Below are 16,703 nucleotides of genomic sequence, written 5' to 3'. Positions count from 1 at the left end.
CATGGACGGCACCACCACGCCCCCGGGCGGCGCCCGGGGCCGGCCGCGCCGCCGCCCACGCGGCCCGCGGCGCCGGGCGCGCCACCTCCTCCCGGTGCGGCTGCGGCAGCATTGGATTCCGCTGGTCGCCTTCGCGGCGCTCGTCGCCGTGCTGGTCTCGGTCGTCGGGGACGTCCGGGTCCGGCCGTACGTCACCAGCGCCACCAGCCCGCTCGCCGCGACGTCCAAGGACGACGTGCCCGGAACGGTGGAGCTCTACGACACCACGACCACCCACACGATCGAGATCACCTTCGCGGAGGAGGACTACCAGCGCGCCCTCCAGGAGTACTACGAGGAGGGGAACAAGGAGTACGTCGAGGCGGACATCACCATCGACGGCACCTACCTCAGCGACGTCGGCATCCGGCTGAAGGGCAACTCCACGCTGCGCGGGCTGACCAGCGGCAGCAGCACCGAGGAGGGCACGGCCGAGGAGGGCGCGACCGAGGAGGGCGCGGGCCCGCAGGGCGACGGCGGGCCGATGGGCACGACGCTGACCGACGACGCCCCCGAGGAACTCCCCTGGCTGATCAGCTTCGGCGAGTTCGTGGAGAACCGGACCTACCAGGGCCACGACGAGATCGCCGTCCGCCCGGGCGCCGACGGCGAACTGCCGCTGAACGAGGCGCTGGCCCTGTCGCTGACCGCCGAGAGCGGAGCCGCCACCCAGCGGTGGTCCTTCACCTCCTTCACGGTCAACGACCGGCCCACCACCACCCGGCTGATCCTGGAGCACCCGGACGAGGAGTACGCCGAGGAACTCGGGAACGGCGTGCTGTACAAGGCGGACAGCACCAGTTCGTTCGAGTACCTGGGCGAGGACCCGACGGAGTACGAGGGCTCCTTCAAGCAGATCAACAAGGAGGGCAGCCAGGACCTCCAGCCGGTGATCGACCTGATCCGGTGGGTCGAGGAGGCCACCGACGAGGAGTTCGCGCGGGACCTCGACGAACACGTGGACGTCGAGTCCTTCGCCGACTACCTGGCGCTGCAGAACCTGCTGCTGAACTCGGACGACATGTCGGGGCCGGGGAAGAACTACTACCTCTGGTACGACCTGGACACCCGGCTCTTCTCGATCCTCTCCTGGGACCTCAACCTCACCTTCAACGGCGACGCCTCCCTGGGCCCGCACGAGGAGGGCGGCATCGGGGCCGGCGGACCGGGCGGAGGCCCCGCCGGGCAGCAGACCGAACAGACCGAGCAGACGGAGCAGACGCAGCAGGGCGAGCAGGCCGTCGGCCAGCCGGGCGGCACGGAGACCGGCCAGGCCACCGGGGGCGGCCAGCCGCCCGAGGGCTTCGAACCACCGGAGGGCTTCGAACCACCGGCGGACGGCCAGGCGCCCGGGGGCACCGAGGGCGCCGCCCCGGGCGGCGTCGACAGCGGCAACCTGCTCAAGGAGCGCTTCCTGGCCTCCTCCGCCCTGCTGGAGGTCTACGACGCCGCCTACCAGGAGCTCTACCAGGAGCTGTACGCCGACGGCACCGCCACCGAACTGCTCCAGGAGATCGCCACGGCGGCCCAGGCGGCCGGCGCGGACGCCACCGCGATCGAGGCCGCGGCGGCCACGCTCCAGGAGGTGATCGACACCCGCACGGAGGGCCTGGCGGCGGACCCCGTGATCACCGGCTGATCCTCCCCCTCAGCCGGGCCGCCGGGCCGGACGCCCCCGAACGGGCGTCCGGCCCGGCCCGTGCTCGGTGGCCACCGCGGGAGCCCACGCCTCCGCGCCGCCCGCATTATTTTACGGATAAAACACTTTGCTAGCATTGGAGGCGATGACCAGCCCCAACACCGCCCCCACCCCCTCCACCACCGCCCGCCGGCCCCCGGTGGTCCGCGCCCGTCCGCTGCCGCTGACCGGGCTTCTCCGGCTGCGCCCCTCCGCCGACGGCTGGCACCGTCCCGCGCTGTCCGTCGTGGTCGCCGCCGCGATACCCAACCTCGCCCTGCTGGCGTCGGGGCGTCTGGAGTTGGCGGTGTACACCTCGGCCGGCTCGCTGTGCGCGCTCTTCGCGCACGGCCTGCCCTACCGGGCGCGGACCCGGGTCCTGGCCTGGGTGATCGCCGGCATGCTGGCCGGCGTCGCGGTGGGGCTGGTGACGGCGGCCCTCACCGAGTCGGTCGTCATCCGGATCACCGTGGCCGCGCTGCTGGCGGCGGCCCAGAAGACGGTCTGCGAGGCCACCCGGATCGGGCCGCCGGGGAGCGTGATCTTCACCTTCGTCAGCTCCAGCTGCCTCTTCCTGCCGCAGCGACTCGACCAGATCCCGTTCCACCTGGCGCTCGGCCTGGTCGGGGCCGCCATCTCCTGGCTGGTCTGCATGGCGCCCTGGCTGCTGCGCCCGCGCGGCCCGGAGCGGGTGGCCACCGCGCGCGCCCTGGAGGCCACGGCCCGGGTGGCCGCCGCCACCGAGGCGTCGGGCGGTGCCGCGGCACGGTGCGCCGGAGGCGGCGCGAACGCGACCGGCGGCACCGGGGGCACCGGGGGCGACACCCCGGAACGCGCCCGCGCCCGCCACGCCGCCGCCACCGCCGTGCACGCCGCCTGGCAGACCGTCTTCCGGGTCCCGGCCCGGAACACCGCGCGGGCACGCGACCGGCGGGCGCTGGAGGACCGGCGGGCGCTGGAGCGCCTGCTGCTCCGGGCCGAGACGGTGCTGGTCGCCGCGGGCCCGGACGCGCCGGCGACCGACGACCACGCCCCCGCCCCGCGCGCCACCGAGCTGCTCGCCTGGGCCCGCGAGCTGCGGCGCGACCGGCTGCCCCGGGTGGCGCTCGGCGGCGCCGAGCTCGCCGAGCTGACCGGGGCCGAGGAGGACGCCTTCGGGCAGCCCCGGCCGACGGAGCGCAACGCCCGCCGCGGGCGGAGCACGGGCCGCGGACGGAGCACCGGCCGGGGACGGGGCACCGCCCGCGCGGGGGCCTGGCGCGACCTGGCCCGCGCCCTCGGCCCCGGCTCACACCTGTCGCCGATCGGTGCCCGGGTGGCCGTCGGCGGGCTGCTGGCCGGCCTGGTCTCGGCCGCGGCCGGGGTCGGGCACCCGTTCTGGGCCGTGGTCACCGCCGCCGCGGTCTTCCAGGCGAACACCACGCTCACCTGGCAGCGCTCCGTCCAGCGGGTCACCGGGAACCTGGTCGGACTGCTGGTCTTCAGCGCGGTGGCCCCGCTGACCCACACCAGCCCGTGGGCGCTGGTGCTGGCCACCCTGGTCTTCCAGTTCGGCGCCGAGGCCACCATCACCCGGAACTACTGGCTCGGCAGCGTCAGCGTCACGGCGATGGCGCTGCTGATGGCCCAGTTCGCCGCCCGCCAGCCGGTCGGCACGCTGGTGCTCGACCGCTGGCTGGACACCTGCGTCGGCGCCGCCTTCGGGCTGCTGTGCAGCATCGCCGTCACCAACCGGCGCGCCACCGACCGCATCCGGCGGGCCGTCGACGCCGTGGGCGCCCAGCGGCGCCGGGCGGAGGACCTCCTCGACGCCCTCCCGGAGGGCGGAGGCCTCCCCGGCGGCGGAGGGGCCGATCTGGCGGACGCCCGGCTGCGGCTGCGGGCCGCGCTGATCGAGCTGCGGGAGGCGGCCGACGTCTCCGCCGGCGAGTGGTGGCAGCGGTGGATCGACCCGGAGGAGGTGCTGCGCGCCGAGCGAGCCGGCCACCGGGTCCTCGCCCGCCTGGTGCTGCCGCGCCCGCGCCCCTCGCACACCGCGCCGCCGTCCCAGCTGCCGGTGCCCTCGCCGTCCTGACCCACCCACCACCGTAAGATCAGCGGCACGGTGCCGGCCCGCCCGAGGCGGCGGGCCGGCACCGGGTGACGGCGGGGCGACGAGGGAGGGCCGGCAGTGCACGAGGACGCCGTGGCACGCGCGGTGCGCCAGTGGCGCCAGGTCCACCCCGACCTCGACGTCTCCCCCATCACGGTGGTCGGCCGGATCAACCGCTGCGCCGCCCTGCTCCAGCAGGCGGCCGACACGCCGCTCGGCCGGTACGGGATCACCCGGCACGAGTTCGACGTGCTGTGCACCCTGCGGCGGGTCGGCCACGAGCTGACCGCCGGCCAGCTGGCCCGGGAGACCTTCTCCTCCGGGGCGGCCGTCACCAAGCGGCTGCGGATCCTGGAGGAACGCGAGCTGGTCGAACGGCGCGCCGACCCCCGGGACAAGCGGACCGCCCACCTGCGGCTGACCGCCGCCGGCCAGGAGCTGGTGGACGCGGTGCTGCCGGAGCAGCTCGCCTACGAGAAGGGGCTGCTGGCCGGCATCGCGGAGGACCGGCGCGAGGCGCTGGCCGACACCCTCGGCGAGCTGCTGCTCCTCCTGGAAGGGCGCCTCGGCGGCCTGCCCGGTTGAGCGTCCACGCGAGGAGCGCTTAACCGGATAACATGCCCGGCCGCCGCCCCGCCCAACCCATCATGGCTCGCCCGGCAGGACCTGGACGAAGCGTTACACGAGGGTTGACTTAACCGATTCACTCACCTTAGAAAGACTCCACCTCGGCCGGCACGCGGCGGTGTTGCAGGGGCTGGACTGGCCGTTTCAGCAGCGCCGGGACGCGGCGCGCCGACAGCGGTCCCGCAGTCCATCCATGCCCTCCCCCCGCCACTCCCACGCCCCGAGGAAGGTCTAGACCAATGAGGACACCGCTGCACGACGGCTGGACGGTACGCGCGGTCGCCGGGGAGGTCCCCGACAGCCTGAGTGACATCGACGTCCCGGCCACCGTCCCCGGCTGCGTGCACACCGACCTGCTGGCCGCCGGCCTCATACCCGACCCCCACCTGGACCGCAACGAGGCCGCCCTGGCCTGGATCGGCCGCACCGACTGGCGGTACACCACCACCTTCGAATGGCACCCGCTGGTCGGCCTCGACCGCTGGGAGCTGGTCTGCGAGGGCCTGGACACCGTCGCCACCGTGGCGCTCAACGGCGTCGTGATCGGCCGCGCCGAGAACATGCACCGCACCCACCGGTTCGGCGCCCGCGCCGGGCTGCGCCGGGGCCGCAACGAACTCACCGTCACCTTCGCCGCGCCCGTCACCCACGCCGAACGCGTCCGCGACGCCCTCGGCCCCCGACCGCACATCAACACCCACCCCTACAACTTCGTCCGCAAGATGGCCTGCAACTTCGGCTGGGACTGGGGGCCCGACCTGGCCACCGCCGGCATCTGGCGCCCCATCTGGCTGGAGGGCTGGTCCACCGCGCGACTGGCCTCGGTGCGCCCCCTGGTCACCGTGACGGAGCGCCACGGCCGCACCACCGGGCACGTCGCCGTGCACGTCGAGGTGGAACGCGGCGCCGCCACCGACGACCGGCCGCTGCGCCTGACCGCCACCATCGGCGACCCCGGCCGCTCCGGGGGGCACGGCAGCTCCGGGGGACACGGCGGGCACGGCGAACACGGCGGCGCCGGAAGGTCCGGCGGGCCCCGCCACACCGCCGAGGTGCTGCTGCCGGCCGGCTCGCGGACCGCCGTCGTCGACCTGGAGGTCCCCGACCCGGAGCTGTGGTGGCCGCGCGGGCACGGCGAGCAGCCGCTGTACCCGCTCCACGTCCGCCTCGCCGGCGTCGGCGCGATCTCCCTCGCGCTGGACGCCTGGCAGGGCCGGATCGGGTTCCGCACCGTGCGGCTGGACACCTCCCGCGACCAGCACGGCACCCGGGCCGCCTTCCTGGTCAACGGGCGCCCCGTGCTGGTGCGCGGGGCCAACTGGATCCCCGACGACTGCTTCCCGCACCGCGTCGACCGCGACCGCTACGCCACCCGGCTGAGACAGGCGGCCGAGGCCGGCGTCAACCTGCTGCGGGTGTGGGGCGGCGGCCTGTACGAGAGCGACGACTTCTACGAACTGTGCGACGAGGCCGGGATGCTCACCTGGCAGGACTTCCTGTTCGCCTGCGCCGCCTACCCCGAGGAGGAGCCGCTGCGCGGCGAGGTGGAGGCGGAGGCCCGCGAGGCCGTCACCCGACTCAGCCCGCACCCGAGCCTGATCGTCTGGAACGGCAACAACGAGAGCGTCTCCGGCCACCGGGACTGGGGCTGGCGGGAACAACTCGGCGACCGCACCTGGGGCCACGGCTACTACTTCGACCTGCTGCCGCGGATCGTCGCCGAACTCGACCCCACCCGCCCCTACATCCCCACCAGCCCCTGGTCCTTCGACGAGGGGATCCACCCCAACGATCCCGACCACGGACTGTCGCACATCTGGGACGTCTGGAACCAGGTCGACTACACCGCCTACCGCGACCACGTGCCCGGCCTGGCCGCCGAGTTCGGCTTCCAGGGCCCGCCCAACTGGGCCACCCTCACCCGCGCCGTCCACGACCAGCCGCTGACCCCCGAATCCCCCGGCGTGCTGGCGCACAACAAGGCCGACGACGGCCCCGCCAAGCTCGCCCGCGGCCTCGCCCCACACTTCCCACCGCCACAGGGCGTCGACGACTGGCACTGGGCCACCCAGCTCAACCAGGCGCGCGCCGTCGCCCTCGGCGTGGAGCACTTCCGCTCCCACGCCCCACGCTGCTCGGGCACGATCATGTGGCAGCTCAACGACTGCTGGCCGGTCACCTCCTGGGCGGCGATCGACGGCGACGGACGGCGCAAGCCGCTGTGGTACGCCCTGCGGCGCAGCCACGCGGAACGGCTGCTGACCATCCAGCCACGCGGGGAGTCCCTGGCGCTGGTGGCGGTCAACGACACCGCCGAACCTTGGTCGGAGCGGGTGGAGGTGGTGCGCCTCGGCTTCGACGGCGGCCCGCTGGCCAAGGCGGAGGTCGAGGTCCACGCCGCCCCGCGCACCGCCGCCGCCACGCCGCTGCCGCCGGCCCTCGCCACCCCGGACCGCCCCGAGGCCGAACTGCTGGTGGCCGAGGCGCGGGCAGACGAGACGCGGGCAGACGAGACGCGGGCAGACGAGACGCGGGGAGGCGAGGCGGGCGGGGCCGGCGTGGCCGGCGCCTCGGCGCGGGACGGCGGGCGCCCCCGTGCGCTCTGGTTCTTCCTGCCGGACCGGGACCAGGCGCTGCCCCGGGCCGACCTCACCACGACCGTCCGGCCGGACGGCGACCAGGTGCGGATCACCGTGACGGCGCGCGCCCTGCTGCGGGACCTCGCGCTGCTCGCCGACCGCGTCCTCCCGGCGGCCGAGGTGGACACCATGCTGCTCACCCTGCTGCCCGGGGAGTCCGCCACCTTCACGGTGCGCGGGCCCGGAGTGGGCGCGGTGCCCGCCGAGCGGTGGGCCGATCCGCTGGTGCTGCGCAGCGCCAACCAGCTCGTCACCCCCTGACCACCCCTGCCCCCTGACCACCGGCTGTCCGCCCGTCCCGCGCGCCGGGGCGGGCCCGGGCGTCCCCCGGTGGCGCCCGGGGCTACCGATGCGGCCGGGACCGTGCCCGCCGCCACGGCGCCGTGCCAACCTTGTTATGTTCAGGGGATCCGGTCCGACGAGGTGAACCGGTTGAACTGTCGCCGGCACGTGCCCCCGGTCCACGGTCGGGGCGTCCCGAACGGAAGGTCCGCGTGAAGCGTCCCACCATCGCTGACATCGCCCAGGCGGCCGGGGTCTCCAAGGGCGCCGTCTCCTACGCGCTGAACGGCAAGGCCGGGGTGTCCGACCAGACCCGCGCGCGCATCCTGGACATCGCCGCGCGGCTGGGCTGGCATCCGAGCAGCGCGGCCCGGGCGCTGTCCGAGGGACGCAGCGGGGCCATCGGACTGGTGGTCGACCGCCCCGCCTGGGTGCTGGGCATCGAGCCCTTCTTCATGCAGCTCATCTCCGGCATCGAGGCGCAGCTGTCCGGCAGCGGCACGGCGCTGCTGCTGGAGGTCACCGAGGACACCGAGGCCGAGATGGCGACCTACCGGCGCTGGTGGGGGGAGCGCCGGGTGGACGGCGTGCTCCTTGTCGACCTGCGCCACGACGACCCGCGCCCGGCCCTGGTGCGGGAGCTGGAGCTGCCGACGGTGGTCGTGGGGCACGCCGGCGAGGACACCGGGATGTCCTCGGTCTGGATCGACGACGGCGTGGCCGTGCACGAGGTGCTGGACTACCTGGTGGCGCTGGGGCACCGGCGGATCGCCCGGGTGGCCGGCCCGCCGCCGCTGGTGCACACCCGGGAGCGGTCGGATGCGTTCGCCCGTGCGGCGGAGCGCCTGGGGCTGGCCGAGGTGCCGACGGTGCACGCCGACTACTCGGGTGAGGACGGGGCGCGGGCGACCCGCCGGCTGCTGTCCACCGCCGTGCCGCCGACCGCGATCGTGTACGACAACGACGTGATGGCGGTGGCGGCGCTGGGCGTGGCGCACGAGATGGGGGTGGACGTACCGGGCCGGCTGTCCATCGTGGCCTGGGACGACGGGGCGCTGTGCGAGCTGGTGCACCCGGGGCTGACGGCGGTGAGCCGTCGGGTGCCGGAGCACGGTTCGCGGGCGGCGACGATCCTGCTGTCGATGGTGGCGGGCGGGCCGGTGGAGCAGGCGCGGCTGGACCCGCCGGTGCTGGTGCCGCGCGGCAGCACGGCCCCGGCGCGCCGCTGATCCGGCGCCCCCGGCGCCCCCGGCACCCGCCGGACGGGTCCCGGCCTCCGTGGGTGTCCCCGCGGGCGTGTACCTTCCGGGCCACCTCCGGCCGCCGGGCGCCGGAATCGTTGACGGTGAACCGGTTAAGTGCTTCGATGGCGGCACGCCGCGCCCCGGCTCCCGTGCCCCAGCTCCCGTGCCCGGTCGGCCGTGCCCCAGGGGGCGCGGCCGGCCGCGCACCGGCCGCGCGGAGGCCCACCTCCACAGGAGACGCCCATGCACCGCCCGCTCCGCACCGTCCGTTCCGGTGACGAACCCGTCGTCTGGCTCGGCGCCAACTTCTGGTCCCGCGGTGGCGGGCCGCTGATGTGGCGGGAGGAGAACTACGATCCCGCGCTCGTCCGCGAGGAACTGCGCGTGCTGCGCGACCACGGGCTCACCATGACCCGTTCCTTCTTCTACTGGCCGGACTTCCACCCCGAGCCGGACCGGATCGACTCCGGCTGCCTGGCGCGCTACGCCGACTTCCTGGAGGCCCACACCGAGCTCGGCATGTCCACCATCCCCACCTTCATCGTGGGCCACATGTCCGGCCAGAACTGGGACCCGTCCTGGCGGAACGGCCGCGACCTGTACCGGGACGTGTGGATGGTCGCCCGGCAGGCGTGGTTCGTCACCGAGACCACCCGGCGGTTCGCCGACCACCCGGCCGTCACCGGATGGCTGATCAGCAACGAGATGCCGATCTACGGCGAGCCGGCCCCGCGCGAGGCCGTCACCTCCTGGGCCACGCTCATGGTGCAGGCGGTGCGCGCCGGCGGCGGCCGGCAGCCCGTCTCGATCGGCGACGGCGCCTGGGGCGTGGAGGTGACCGGCGTCGACAACGGCTTCTCGGTGCGGGACATCGCGGGCATGGTCGACTTCCTCGGCCCGCACGTCTACCGCATGGAGGACGACCTGCCGCGGCAGCACTACGGCGCCGCCTTCATCTGCGAGCTGGCCGGCACCCTGGGGCTGCCCGTGGTGCTGGAGGAGTTCGGGCTGTCCACCGACTTCGCCTCCGCCGAGCACGCCGCCGCCTACTACCGGCAGGTGCTGCACAACACCCTGCTGGCCGGCGCCACCGGCTGGATCGCGTGGAACAACACCGACTACGACAACCTCATCCACCAGGCCCCGTACAGCCACCACCCCTTCGAGCTGCACTTCGGCCTCACCACGGTCGACGGCACCGCCAAGCCGCACCTGCGCGAACTCGCCCGGTTCGCCGCCACGCTGGAGCGGATCGACGTGCGCGGCTGCGTCCGCGAGGACGCCGACGCGGCGCTGGTCGTGCCGGCGTACCTGGAGGGCGTCTTCTCCTCCACCACGGAGGAGGACCGCCGCGGGCCGTTCACCTCGCTGCGCCAGGCGTACGTCACGGCGCGGCTGGCGGACCTGCCCGTGGGGCTCACCCGGGAGCTCGACGGGCTCGCGGACGACTGCCGGCTGTACCTGGTGCCGTCGCTGAAGCAGCTCACCGCCCCGACCTGGTACCGGCTGGAGGAGCTGGCCGGGGCGGGCGCCACCGTCTTCGTCTCCTACACCCACGGCGCGCACGGCGTGCAGCGCGGGCCCTGGCACTCCCACCTCAACTCCTTCTTCGGGGTGCGGCACCTGCTGCGCTACGGCCTGGTGAACCCGATCGAGGACGACGAGGTGACCTTCACCTTCCGGGCGGAGCTGGGCGGACTTCGGCCGGGCGACACCCTGCGCTTCCGCGCGGCGGGCACCGAGCACAGCCGCGCGTACCTGCCCGTGGAGGCCGACGGCGCGGAGGTGGTGGCCGTCGACGGCCGTGGACGCCCCGCGCTGCTGCGACGGCGGGTGGGCGACGGCTGGGTGGTGCTGTCCACCTACCCGCTGGAGCACATGGCCGCGCTCACCCCGGGAGTCAACCCGGAGGACACCCGCCGCCTCTACGAGGCGCTGGCGGAGGCGGCGGGCGTGGTGCGCCCGGTGACGGTGGACGACCCGCACGTCTCCGCCGACACCCTGCGCCACCGGGACGGCCGCCGCTTCGCCTTCCTGACCAGCCAGTCCCCCGAGGCCCTGGCCGTCCGCCCCCGGGTGGCCGGGGGCGGTGGGCTGGTCGACCCGGAGACGGGCGAGCCCGTGGACACCGTGGACCTGGCCCCGTACGACGCGCGCCTGCTGCTGTTGCCGGAGGCCCCGCGGACGGACGCCTGACCCGGGCCCCCCGTCGCCCCGCCCCCGGCGCGACCCCTTTTTCGCCCCCGACACGGCCCCCTCCCCCGCCCATCCCCCGGTCCGCCCTCCGCCCCTCCTGCCCCGGTCCCTCCCCCACCCCCAGCCGGTCCCGTCCCCACCCCCGGCCCCTCTCCTGCCCCCAAATGCGTGCCGGAGTCCGCGCCCGCCACCCCCGAGCGGTGGCGGGCGCGGCCGAGTTATCCACAGGCGCAAGGAAGGGGACTGCGGCACGTGCCCCTCCCATGAAATCCTGAAGAAGGGGATCAAAAATCCCCCTACGGGGGGTTACGGCCAGAGCAGCCAGACCGCCTGACACCCGGTTGACCAGCACGATCCGAGTTATCCACAGGCAGAAATCAGGGTACTGCGGCCCCTCCCCCACCCATGAAATCCTGAAGAAGGGGGGCGAAAATCCCCCCTACCGGGGGTTGGGGGGATTTTGGGGTGGAGAGGTCGAGCGCCTAACTCCCGCCACCCGCACCGCCCCGGGACCACACGCCCTCCAGGAGGAGCGTGAGCAGGCGGTCGGCGCGGCCGGGGTCGGGGGCGGTGGGGGTCTGTTCGTCGAGCCAGCCGATGGCGCTGGTCATCAGGAACAGGTCCGCGGCGGTGAGGTCGGGGCGGGCGGTGCCGGCGGTCTGGGCGCGGGTGAGGGTGGCCGCGCCGGCGGTCTGGACGGCGTGGCAGGAGGCATAGAGGGCTGAGGTCTCGTCCTGCAGCGTGGTCACCAGCGCGTGGGCCAGCCCGCTGTAGGTGGTGGCGTGCCGCAGCAGGGCGCGCAGCCAGGTCACCAACGCCTCGTCGGGCGGGGCGCTGGTCAGGAGGTCGGCGGCCAGGGCGCGCAGGCCCTCGAACGCCTGGTGCAGCAGCGCCTCCAGGAGTGCCTCCCGGGTCGGGAAGTGCCGGTAGAGGGTGCCGATGCCCACGCCGGCGCGGCGGGCGATCTCCTCCAGGGAGGCGTCGGTTCCGTGTTCGGTGAAGGCGGCGTCCGCCTCGGCCAGCAGCCGTTCCCGGTTGCGCCGCGCGTCCGCGCGCAGGGGGCGGGGTGGGGTGCCTGGCGTCGCAGGGGTCATGGTGCCGTCCTCGGGGGCCTCGGGCGTTGCCAATCGGAGGCCGCCTCCCTATAGTTTCGGAGGCAGCCTCCGCTTGCCTGGAGAGCTGTCCCCCTCATCATCGCTCCCCCTGGGAGGACGCCGTGCACACGGCCGACAGAACGATCCTGGTCACCGGCGCGACGGGCCGGCAGGGCGGCGCGGCCGCCCGGCACCTGCTGGCCGACGGCTGGCGGGTGCGGGCGCTGGTACGCGATCCGGACGCCCCGGCGGCCCGAGCACTGCGGCGGGCGGGCGCCGAGCTGGTCACGGGAGATCTCGACGACGTGGCGTCGCTGCGCGCCGCCGTCACCGGGGCGCACGGGGTCTTCGGCGTCACGCCTGACGACCGCACCGGGCTGCGGGAGGTGGCGTGGGGCCGGAACCTGGCCGAGGCCGCCGCCGAGGCCGGCGTGCGGCACTACGTCTTCACGTCCGTCGGCGGAGCCGAGCGCCACGCGGAGCAGCCCGCCGGTTTCGCCGCCAAGTGGTCCGTCGAGCAGCACGTCCGACGGCTCGGGCTGCCCGCCACGATCCTGCGCCCGGTCCGCTTCATGGAGAACCACGCCATTCCCGGGCTGCCGATGGGCGGAATCGTCGACGGCGTCCTGCTGCACATCTTCCGTCCGGACGTGCCGGTGCAGCTGATCGCCGTGGACGACATCGGGGCCGTCGCGGCGCTCGCCTTCGCCCACCCGGAGGAGTACCTGGGCGAGGCGATCGAGTTGGCGGGCGACGAGCTGACGCCCGAGGAGACGGTGAAGCTGATCGGCCGGGCCCTCGGCCGGCAGGTCCGCTACCGGCAGCTTCCGCTGGAGGAGGCCGCCGCGATCATGCCGGGCATCGAGAGGGCGTACGCCTTCCTCTACGAGGGCGGCGGCTGGCAGGCGGACATCCCGGCGCTGCGCAAGCGCCACCCCGGCCTGATGGACTTCCCGACCTGGCTGCAGCGCGGCGGCGCCGCCGCCATCGAGGCGCTGTGGGCCGGGCGTGACGGCGCCGAGGGGTGACGCGGCCTGCGCATGACGGCGCCGGAGCCCGACGGACCGACCGGACCGGAGCCTGACGGCGCGGCGTCCTGGCGGCGCGGCGGCCGGGCAGCGCGGGGCTGTCCGGCCGCTCGGAGGGCGCGGTGGCCGCCGGCGCGGCCGTCACGCTCGGTCACGCGGAGCGGCTGCCTCCGCCTGCGTTGCACTCCCGGCCGTCGTCGGGGCGACGGGTCGCCGGGCGCTGGGCGGCGCGCCGCCCGGGCGCCGTGGCGGGCGCCGCGGTCGGGACGGCGCGCCGGCGCACCCGGTGCCGGGGCGGCACGGCCGCCCCGCCCTGCGAAGGCCGCGCCGCCGGGTCCCCGGACGCCCGAGTCGGCTCCGCCTCCTCCCGCACCACCGGCGCGACCTGGGCGGACGCTTCGGCGGAGGCGCGGGTGACGGAGTCGATGGCGGTCAGCTGGTCGCCGGGGCGCAGGGCCCGGGCGGCCTGGTTGCGGTAGGCCCAGTCGGCCCCGTCGCGGCTGTCCACGGTGAAGCCCTTGACGGTGGCGATGCCGAGCAGGACAAGGAGGATGACGACTGCTCCGAGAACGATGACGGGTTCCATGGCTTCAAGGATGCTGACGGTGGGTGACTCTGGTCAGTGGCAGGACTGACAGCTAACATCGAATTCCTGCCACCGTGTCCGTCCGGTCGCCGCCCCGGTCCCCGGCTCGCCATCCCCCGCCCTCATCACCGCCCGTGAGGAGCCGCCCCGTGCTGCAGAACGTCGCCGCCGTCGCCCTGGAGGGCGGCAACATGTTCGAGCTCAGCGTGTTCTGCGAGGTCTTCGGGGTGGACCGGTCCGACAACGGCCTGCCCGTCTACGACTTCGACGTCGTCTCCGTCTCCGGAGAACCGGTGCGGATGAAGCAGCGCCTGACGCTCAGCACCCCGCACGGCCTGGAACGCCTGCTCACCGCCGACCTGATCGGCATCCCCTCCGGCGATCCGGACGCCCACTACCCGGAGGAGCTCCTGGAGGCCCTGCGGGCGGCCGTCGCCCGCGGCACCCGGGTGCTGTCCATCTGCAGCGGGGCGTTCGTGCTCGCCGCCGCCGGCCTGCTCGACGGCCGCCCGTGCACCACCCACTGGCGGTACTGCGACGAGCTGGCCCGCCGCCACCCGAAGGCGATCGTGCGGCCGGACATCCTCTACGTGGACGACGACCCGGTGATCACCGGCGCCGGCACGGCCGCCGGCATCGACGCCTGCCTGCACCTGGTCCGCAAGGAGCAGGGCAGCACGGTGGCCAACGGCATCGCCCGGCGCATGGTGGTGCCGCCGCACCGGGACGGCGGCCAGGCGCAGTACGTCAAGCGCCCGGCGCCGGAGCCGGTCACCGGCCCGCTCGGGCCGGCCATCGCCTGGGTGGAGGAGCACCTGCACGAGGAGCTGACGGTGGACCGGATGGCCCGCGCCGCGCACATGTCCCCGCGCACCTTCGCCCGCCGCTTCCAGGCCGAACTCGGCACCACCCCGCTCCAGTGGCTCACCAACCAGCGCGTCCTGCTGGCCCAGCACCTGCTGGAGGTGTCCGACGAGACCATCGACGTCATCGCCGAGCGGACCGGCTTCGGTTCGGCCGGCATGCTGCGGCACCACTTCACCAGGCGGCTCGGGACCACGCCGCAGGCGTACCGCCGCACCTTCTGCGGCCCGGCGCTGCGCCCCGCCGGCGCGGGGGCCTGACCAGCTCACGCGCCTCCCGCCGCCCCTATGACGCCCCCCGGTCGGTGGCGGCGGGTTCCGCGCAGGCCTCGGCGATCGCCCGGGTGTCCCAGTAGAACGGGCGGACCGAACGGATCCGCCCGTCCTCGACCGTGATGGTCTGCAGGATCGGGAAGGCCAGCTCCCGGCCGGTGGCACGGGCGCGGGCCCGGACCTGGGTGAGCACGACCGCCGTCTCGCCGGTGGCCAGGAACTCCTGCCGCACCATCTCGAACGACTCCCAGGCGTGGCTCATCGCCAGGAAGAACCGCGCCATGCCGGCGTGTCCGCGCCAGGTCCCGCCGTAGGGCAGGCCGTCCGCCTGGTGCAGCACCACGTCGGGCGAGAAGAACGGGGCGAGCAGGTCGAACGGGGCCCGGCCGGGGCCGCCGGCGGCCAGGTACTCCGCCTCGGCCGCGTACATGCCGGTGAGGACGGCCACCGTGCCGGTGCTGGGGGGATTCGTCATACCGCCAGCCTGGTCGGCCGCACCGGATCCCGCTGGCGGCAATCCGACGTCGATCCCGCCGCGGCGCTGGCGCGTAGGCTCGGTACCGGCCGCGGGTGGAGCAAGGGGAGGGCGGGGACACGGTGGACGAGTTGCCGAACGTGCTGTGGATCGGGGGCCCGCCCGGGTCCGGGAAGTCCACGGCGGCCCGGACGCTGGCGCGCCGTCACGGCCTGCGCTGGTACAACTCCGACACCCGCACCTGGACGCACCGGGACCGCGCGCTGGCCGCCGGCGACCCGGCCGCCCTCCGATTCGAGGAGCTCACGCCCGCCCAGCGGGCCGCCCTGCCGCCGGCCGAGCGGCACGCGCTGGACCTGCCCGTCGAACGCGGCCGGATGACCGTGGACGACCTGCGCGCGCTGCCCGCCGCGCCGCTGACGATCGCCGAGGGCACCCTGGTCACCCCGGCCATGCTGCCGCCCGGGGCGGCGGACCGGGCGGTGTGGCTGACGCTCTCGCCGCGGGAGCAGCGGGCCCGGCTGGAGGCGCGGCACGGCCCGGGCGCCGTCCCCGAGCTGTACCTGTACCTGCGCGAGGTGATCGAGGCCGAGCTCGACCGGGCGGACGTGCGGCGGATCGTCGTCGACGGCCTCACGCCGGAGCAGACCGCGGCCGAGGTGGAGAAGGTCTTCGCCGGACCGCTCGCCGAGGGCCCCACCGCCGACAGCGCCGTGGAGCGCCGCGCCCTGCTGCGCTACGCCAACCAGGCCGTGGTGGAGCAGTACGAGACGGTCAGCGCCCGCCCCTGGTGCACCCTCGACCTGCACGCGACCGTCGTCGCCTTCGCCTGCGAGTGCGGCGCCCCGGAGTGCACCGCCGACGTCGACCTGCCCGTCGCCGACCTTCCCCCCACCCCCCTCCTCGCCCCCACCCACCATCCCGCCGACCCCCGCTGATCCCCAGGTTCGCAGGCGGCACCGACCGTGCCGCCGGGCGGGGAACCGGTGAGGGCCGTCACGTCTTATTGGCGCGACGGCTGGTCGGGGGCGGTGTTAGTTTCAGACACCATGCGTCCGGTCAGTGAGAGTGAGATACGCGCGTCCTTCGTGAACTGCTCGAAGGGAGAGGCGCGCCGGCTGAACCTGCCCAGGGGGCTGGCCGACCTGCCCTGGGAGCACCTGGACTTCCTGGGGTGGCGCGATCCGGGCGCGCCGGACCGCAGCTACCTCGTCGCGGAGCGCGAGGGCGGGCCGGAGGCCGCCGGAGGGCTCGTCGGGGTCACGCTGCGGATGCCGGCCGGGGTGCGCAAGTCGCTGATGAAGAGCAACGTCTGCGCGGTGTGCGTGACACCCCACCCGGGGACGGGCGTGCTGCTGCAGACGGCCGCGCGGGCCGGGGCCTCCGGGCGGCAGGGCAACTCGGTTGGCCAGTACATGTGCGCCGACCTGGCCTGTTCGCTGTACGTGCGGGGGCGGAAGAAGCCCGAGATGGGCGGCCGTCCGACGGAGTCGCTCACCGTGGAGGAGCGGATCCGGCGGCTCCGGGCGAACCTGGACGCCTTTCTCTCGGAGGTCCTGCGCGAGTCCGTCGCCGCCGGCTGAGTGG

13 protein-coding genes are annotated in these 16,703 nt (G+C 74.9%); 10 read left to right on the top strand and 3 right to left on the bottom strand.

Translation table 11 applies throughout. The features are described 5' to 3' along the window. The first annotated feature begins 1 nt into the window (after position 1). The 6 genes from FHU37_RS19160 (at position 2) to FHU37_RS19135 (ending at position 10,797) form a co-directional block, all read left to right on the top strand. A complete protein-coding gene (locus FHU37_RS19160) occupies positions 2 to 1,678 on the top strand; it encodes a CotH kinase family protein (protein ID WP_179815366.1) in 1,677 nt (558 codons plus the stop codon). 145 nt (positions 1,679 to 1,823) lie between these two features. After that, complete coding sequence (locus FHU37_RS19155) at positions 1,824 to 3,791, top strand: FUSC family protein (RefSeq protein WP_179815365.1); 1,968 nt, start codon at positions 1,824 to 1,826, stop codon at positions 3,789 to 3,791. Positions 3,792 to 3,887: 96 nt separating this feature from the next. Then, positions 3,888 to 4,394, top strand: a complete 507-nt coding sequence (locus FHU37_RS19150; RefSeq protein WP_179815364.1) for a MarR family winged helix-turn-helix transcriptional regulator — start codon at positions 3,888 to 3,890, stop codon at positions 4,392 to 4,394. 281 nt (positions 4,395 to 4,675) lie between these two features. Continuing rightward, positions 4,676 to 7,336 carry a glycoside hydrolase family 2 protein gene (locus FHU37_RS19145; RefSeq protein WP_179815363.1) on the top strand — a complete coding sequence of 887 codons (2,661 nt, stop codon included), beginning with the start codon at positions 4,676 to 4,678 and terminating at the stop codon, positions 7,334 to 7,336. 233 nt (positions 7,337 to 7,569) lie between these two features. Continuing rightward, entirely contained in the window at positions 7,570 to 8,586 is a 1,017-nt protein-coding gene (locus FHU37_RS19140; RefSeq protein WP_179815362.1) for a LacI family DNA-binding transcriptional regulator, read from the top strand. A gap of 258 nt (positions 8,587 to 8,844) precedes the next feature. Continuing rightward, entirely contained in the window at positions 8,845 to 10,797 is a 1,953-nt protein-coding gene (locus FHU37_RS19135) for a cellulase family glycosylhydrolase (protein WP_218904083.1), read from the top strand. Between the two features lie 482 nt (positions 10,798 to 11,279). Here the strand turns inward: FHU37_RS19135 and FHU37_RS19130 are convergent, their stop codons facing one another. Next, a complete protein-coding gene (locus FHU37_RS19130) occupies positions 11,280 to 11,891 on the bottom strand; it encodes a TetR/AcrR family transcriptional regulator (RefSeq protein WP_179815361.1) in 612 nt (203 codons plus the stop codon). A 122-nt stretch (positions 11,892 to 12,013) separates the two neighbouring features. On the opposite strand from FHU37_RS19130, the gene FHU37_RS19125 reads away from it, so the two are divergent. Continuing rightward, positions 12,014 to 12,919 (top strand): NmrA/HSCARG family protein, encoded by a 906-nt coding sequence (locus FHU37_RS19125; RefSeq protein WP_179815360.1) that lies wholly within the window; start codon positions 12,014 to 12,016, stop codon positions 12,917 to 12,919. A 151-nt stretch (positions 12,920 to 13,070) separates the two neighbouring features. Here the strand turns inward: FHU37_RS19125 and FHU37_RS19120 are convergent, their stop codons facing one another. Then, complete coding sequence (locus FHU37_RS19120; RefSeq protein ID WP_179815359.1) at positions 13,071 to 13,505, bottom strand: hypothetical protein; 435 nt, start codon at positions 13,503 to 13,505, stop codon at positions 13,071 to 13,073. Positions 13,506 to 13,654: 149 nt separating this feature from the next. Here FHU37_RS19120 and FHU37_RS19115 point away from each other — a divergent pair, with 149 nt between their 5' ends. Beyond that, positions 13,655 to 14,629 (top strand): GlxA family transcriptional regulator, encoded by a 975-nt coding sequence (locus FHU37_RS19115; RefSeq protein ID WP_179815358.1) that lies wholly within the window; start codon positions 13,655 to 13,657, stop codon positions 14,627 to 14,629. A gap of 25 nt (positions 14,630 to 14,654) precedes the next feature. On the opposite strand, the gene FHU37_RS19110 is transcribed toward FHU37_RS19115, so the two are convergent. After that, on the bottom strand, positions 14,655 to 15,116 hold the full coding sequence (locus tag FHU37_RS19110) for a nuclear transport factor 2 family protein (protein ID WP_179815357.1): 462 nt from the start codon (positions 15,114 to 15,116) through the stop codon (positions 14,655 to 14,657). Positions 15,117 to 15,211: 95 nt separating this feature from the next. Here FHU37_RS19110 and FHU37_RS19105 point away from each other — a divergent pair, with 95 nt between their 5' ends. Both FHU37_RS19105 and FHU37_RS19100 read left to right on the top strand, forming a co-directional pair. Then, the gene (locus FHU37_RS19105; protein WP_312892671.1) at positions 15,212 to 16,054 is read left to right on the top strand and encodes a P-loop nucleotide/nucleoside kinase family protein; all 843 of its coding nucleotides are present in this window, start codon (positions 15,212 to 15,214) and stop codon (positions 16,052 to 16,054) included. A 111-nt stretch (positions 16,055 to 16,165) separates the two neighbouring features. After that, positions 16,166 to 16,699 carry an FBP domain-containing protein gene (locus FHU37_RS19100; RefSeq protein WP_179815356.1) on the top strand — a complete coding sequence of 178 codons (534 nt, stop codon included), beginning with the start codon at positions 16,166 to 16,168 and terminating at the stop codon, positions 16,697 to 16,699. Positions 16,700 to 16,703 lie beyond the last annotated feature (4 nt).

It is taken from the genome of Allostreptomyces psammosilenae (genome assembly GCF_013407765.1).
Classification (GTDB): Bacteria; Actinomycetota; Actinomycetes; order Streptomycetales; family Streptomycetaceae; genus Allostreptomyces; species Allostreptomyces psammosilenae.
Note: the sequence above shows the minus strand (reverse complement) of the source record. Positions and strands in the feature narration are given on the sequence as shown.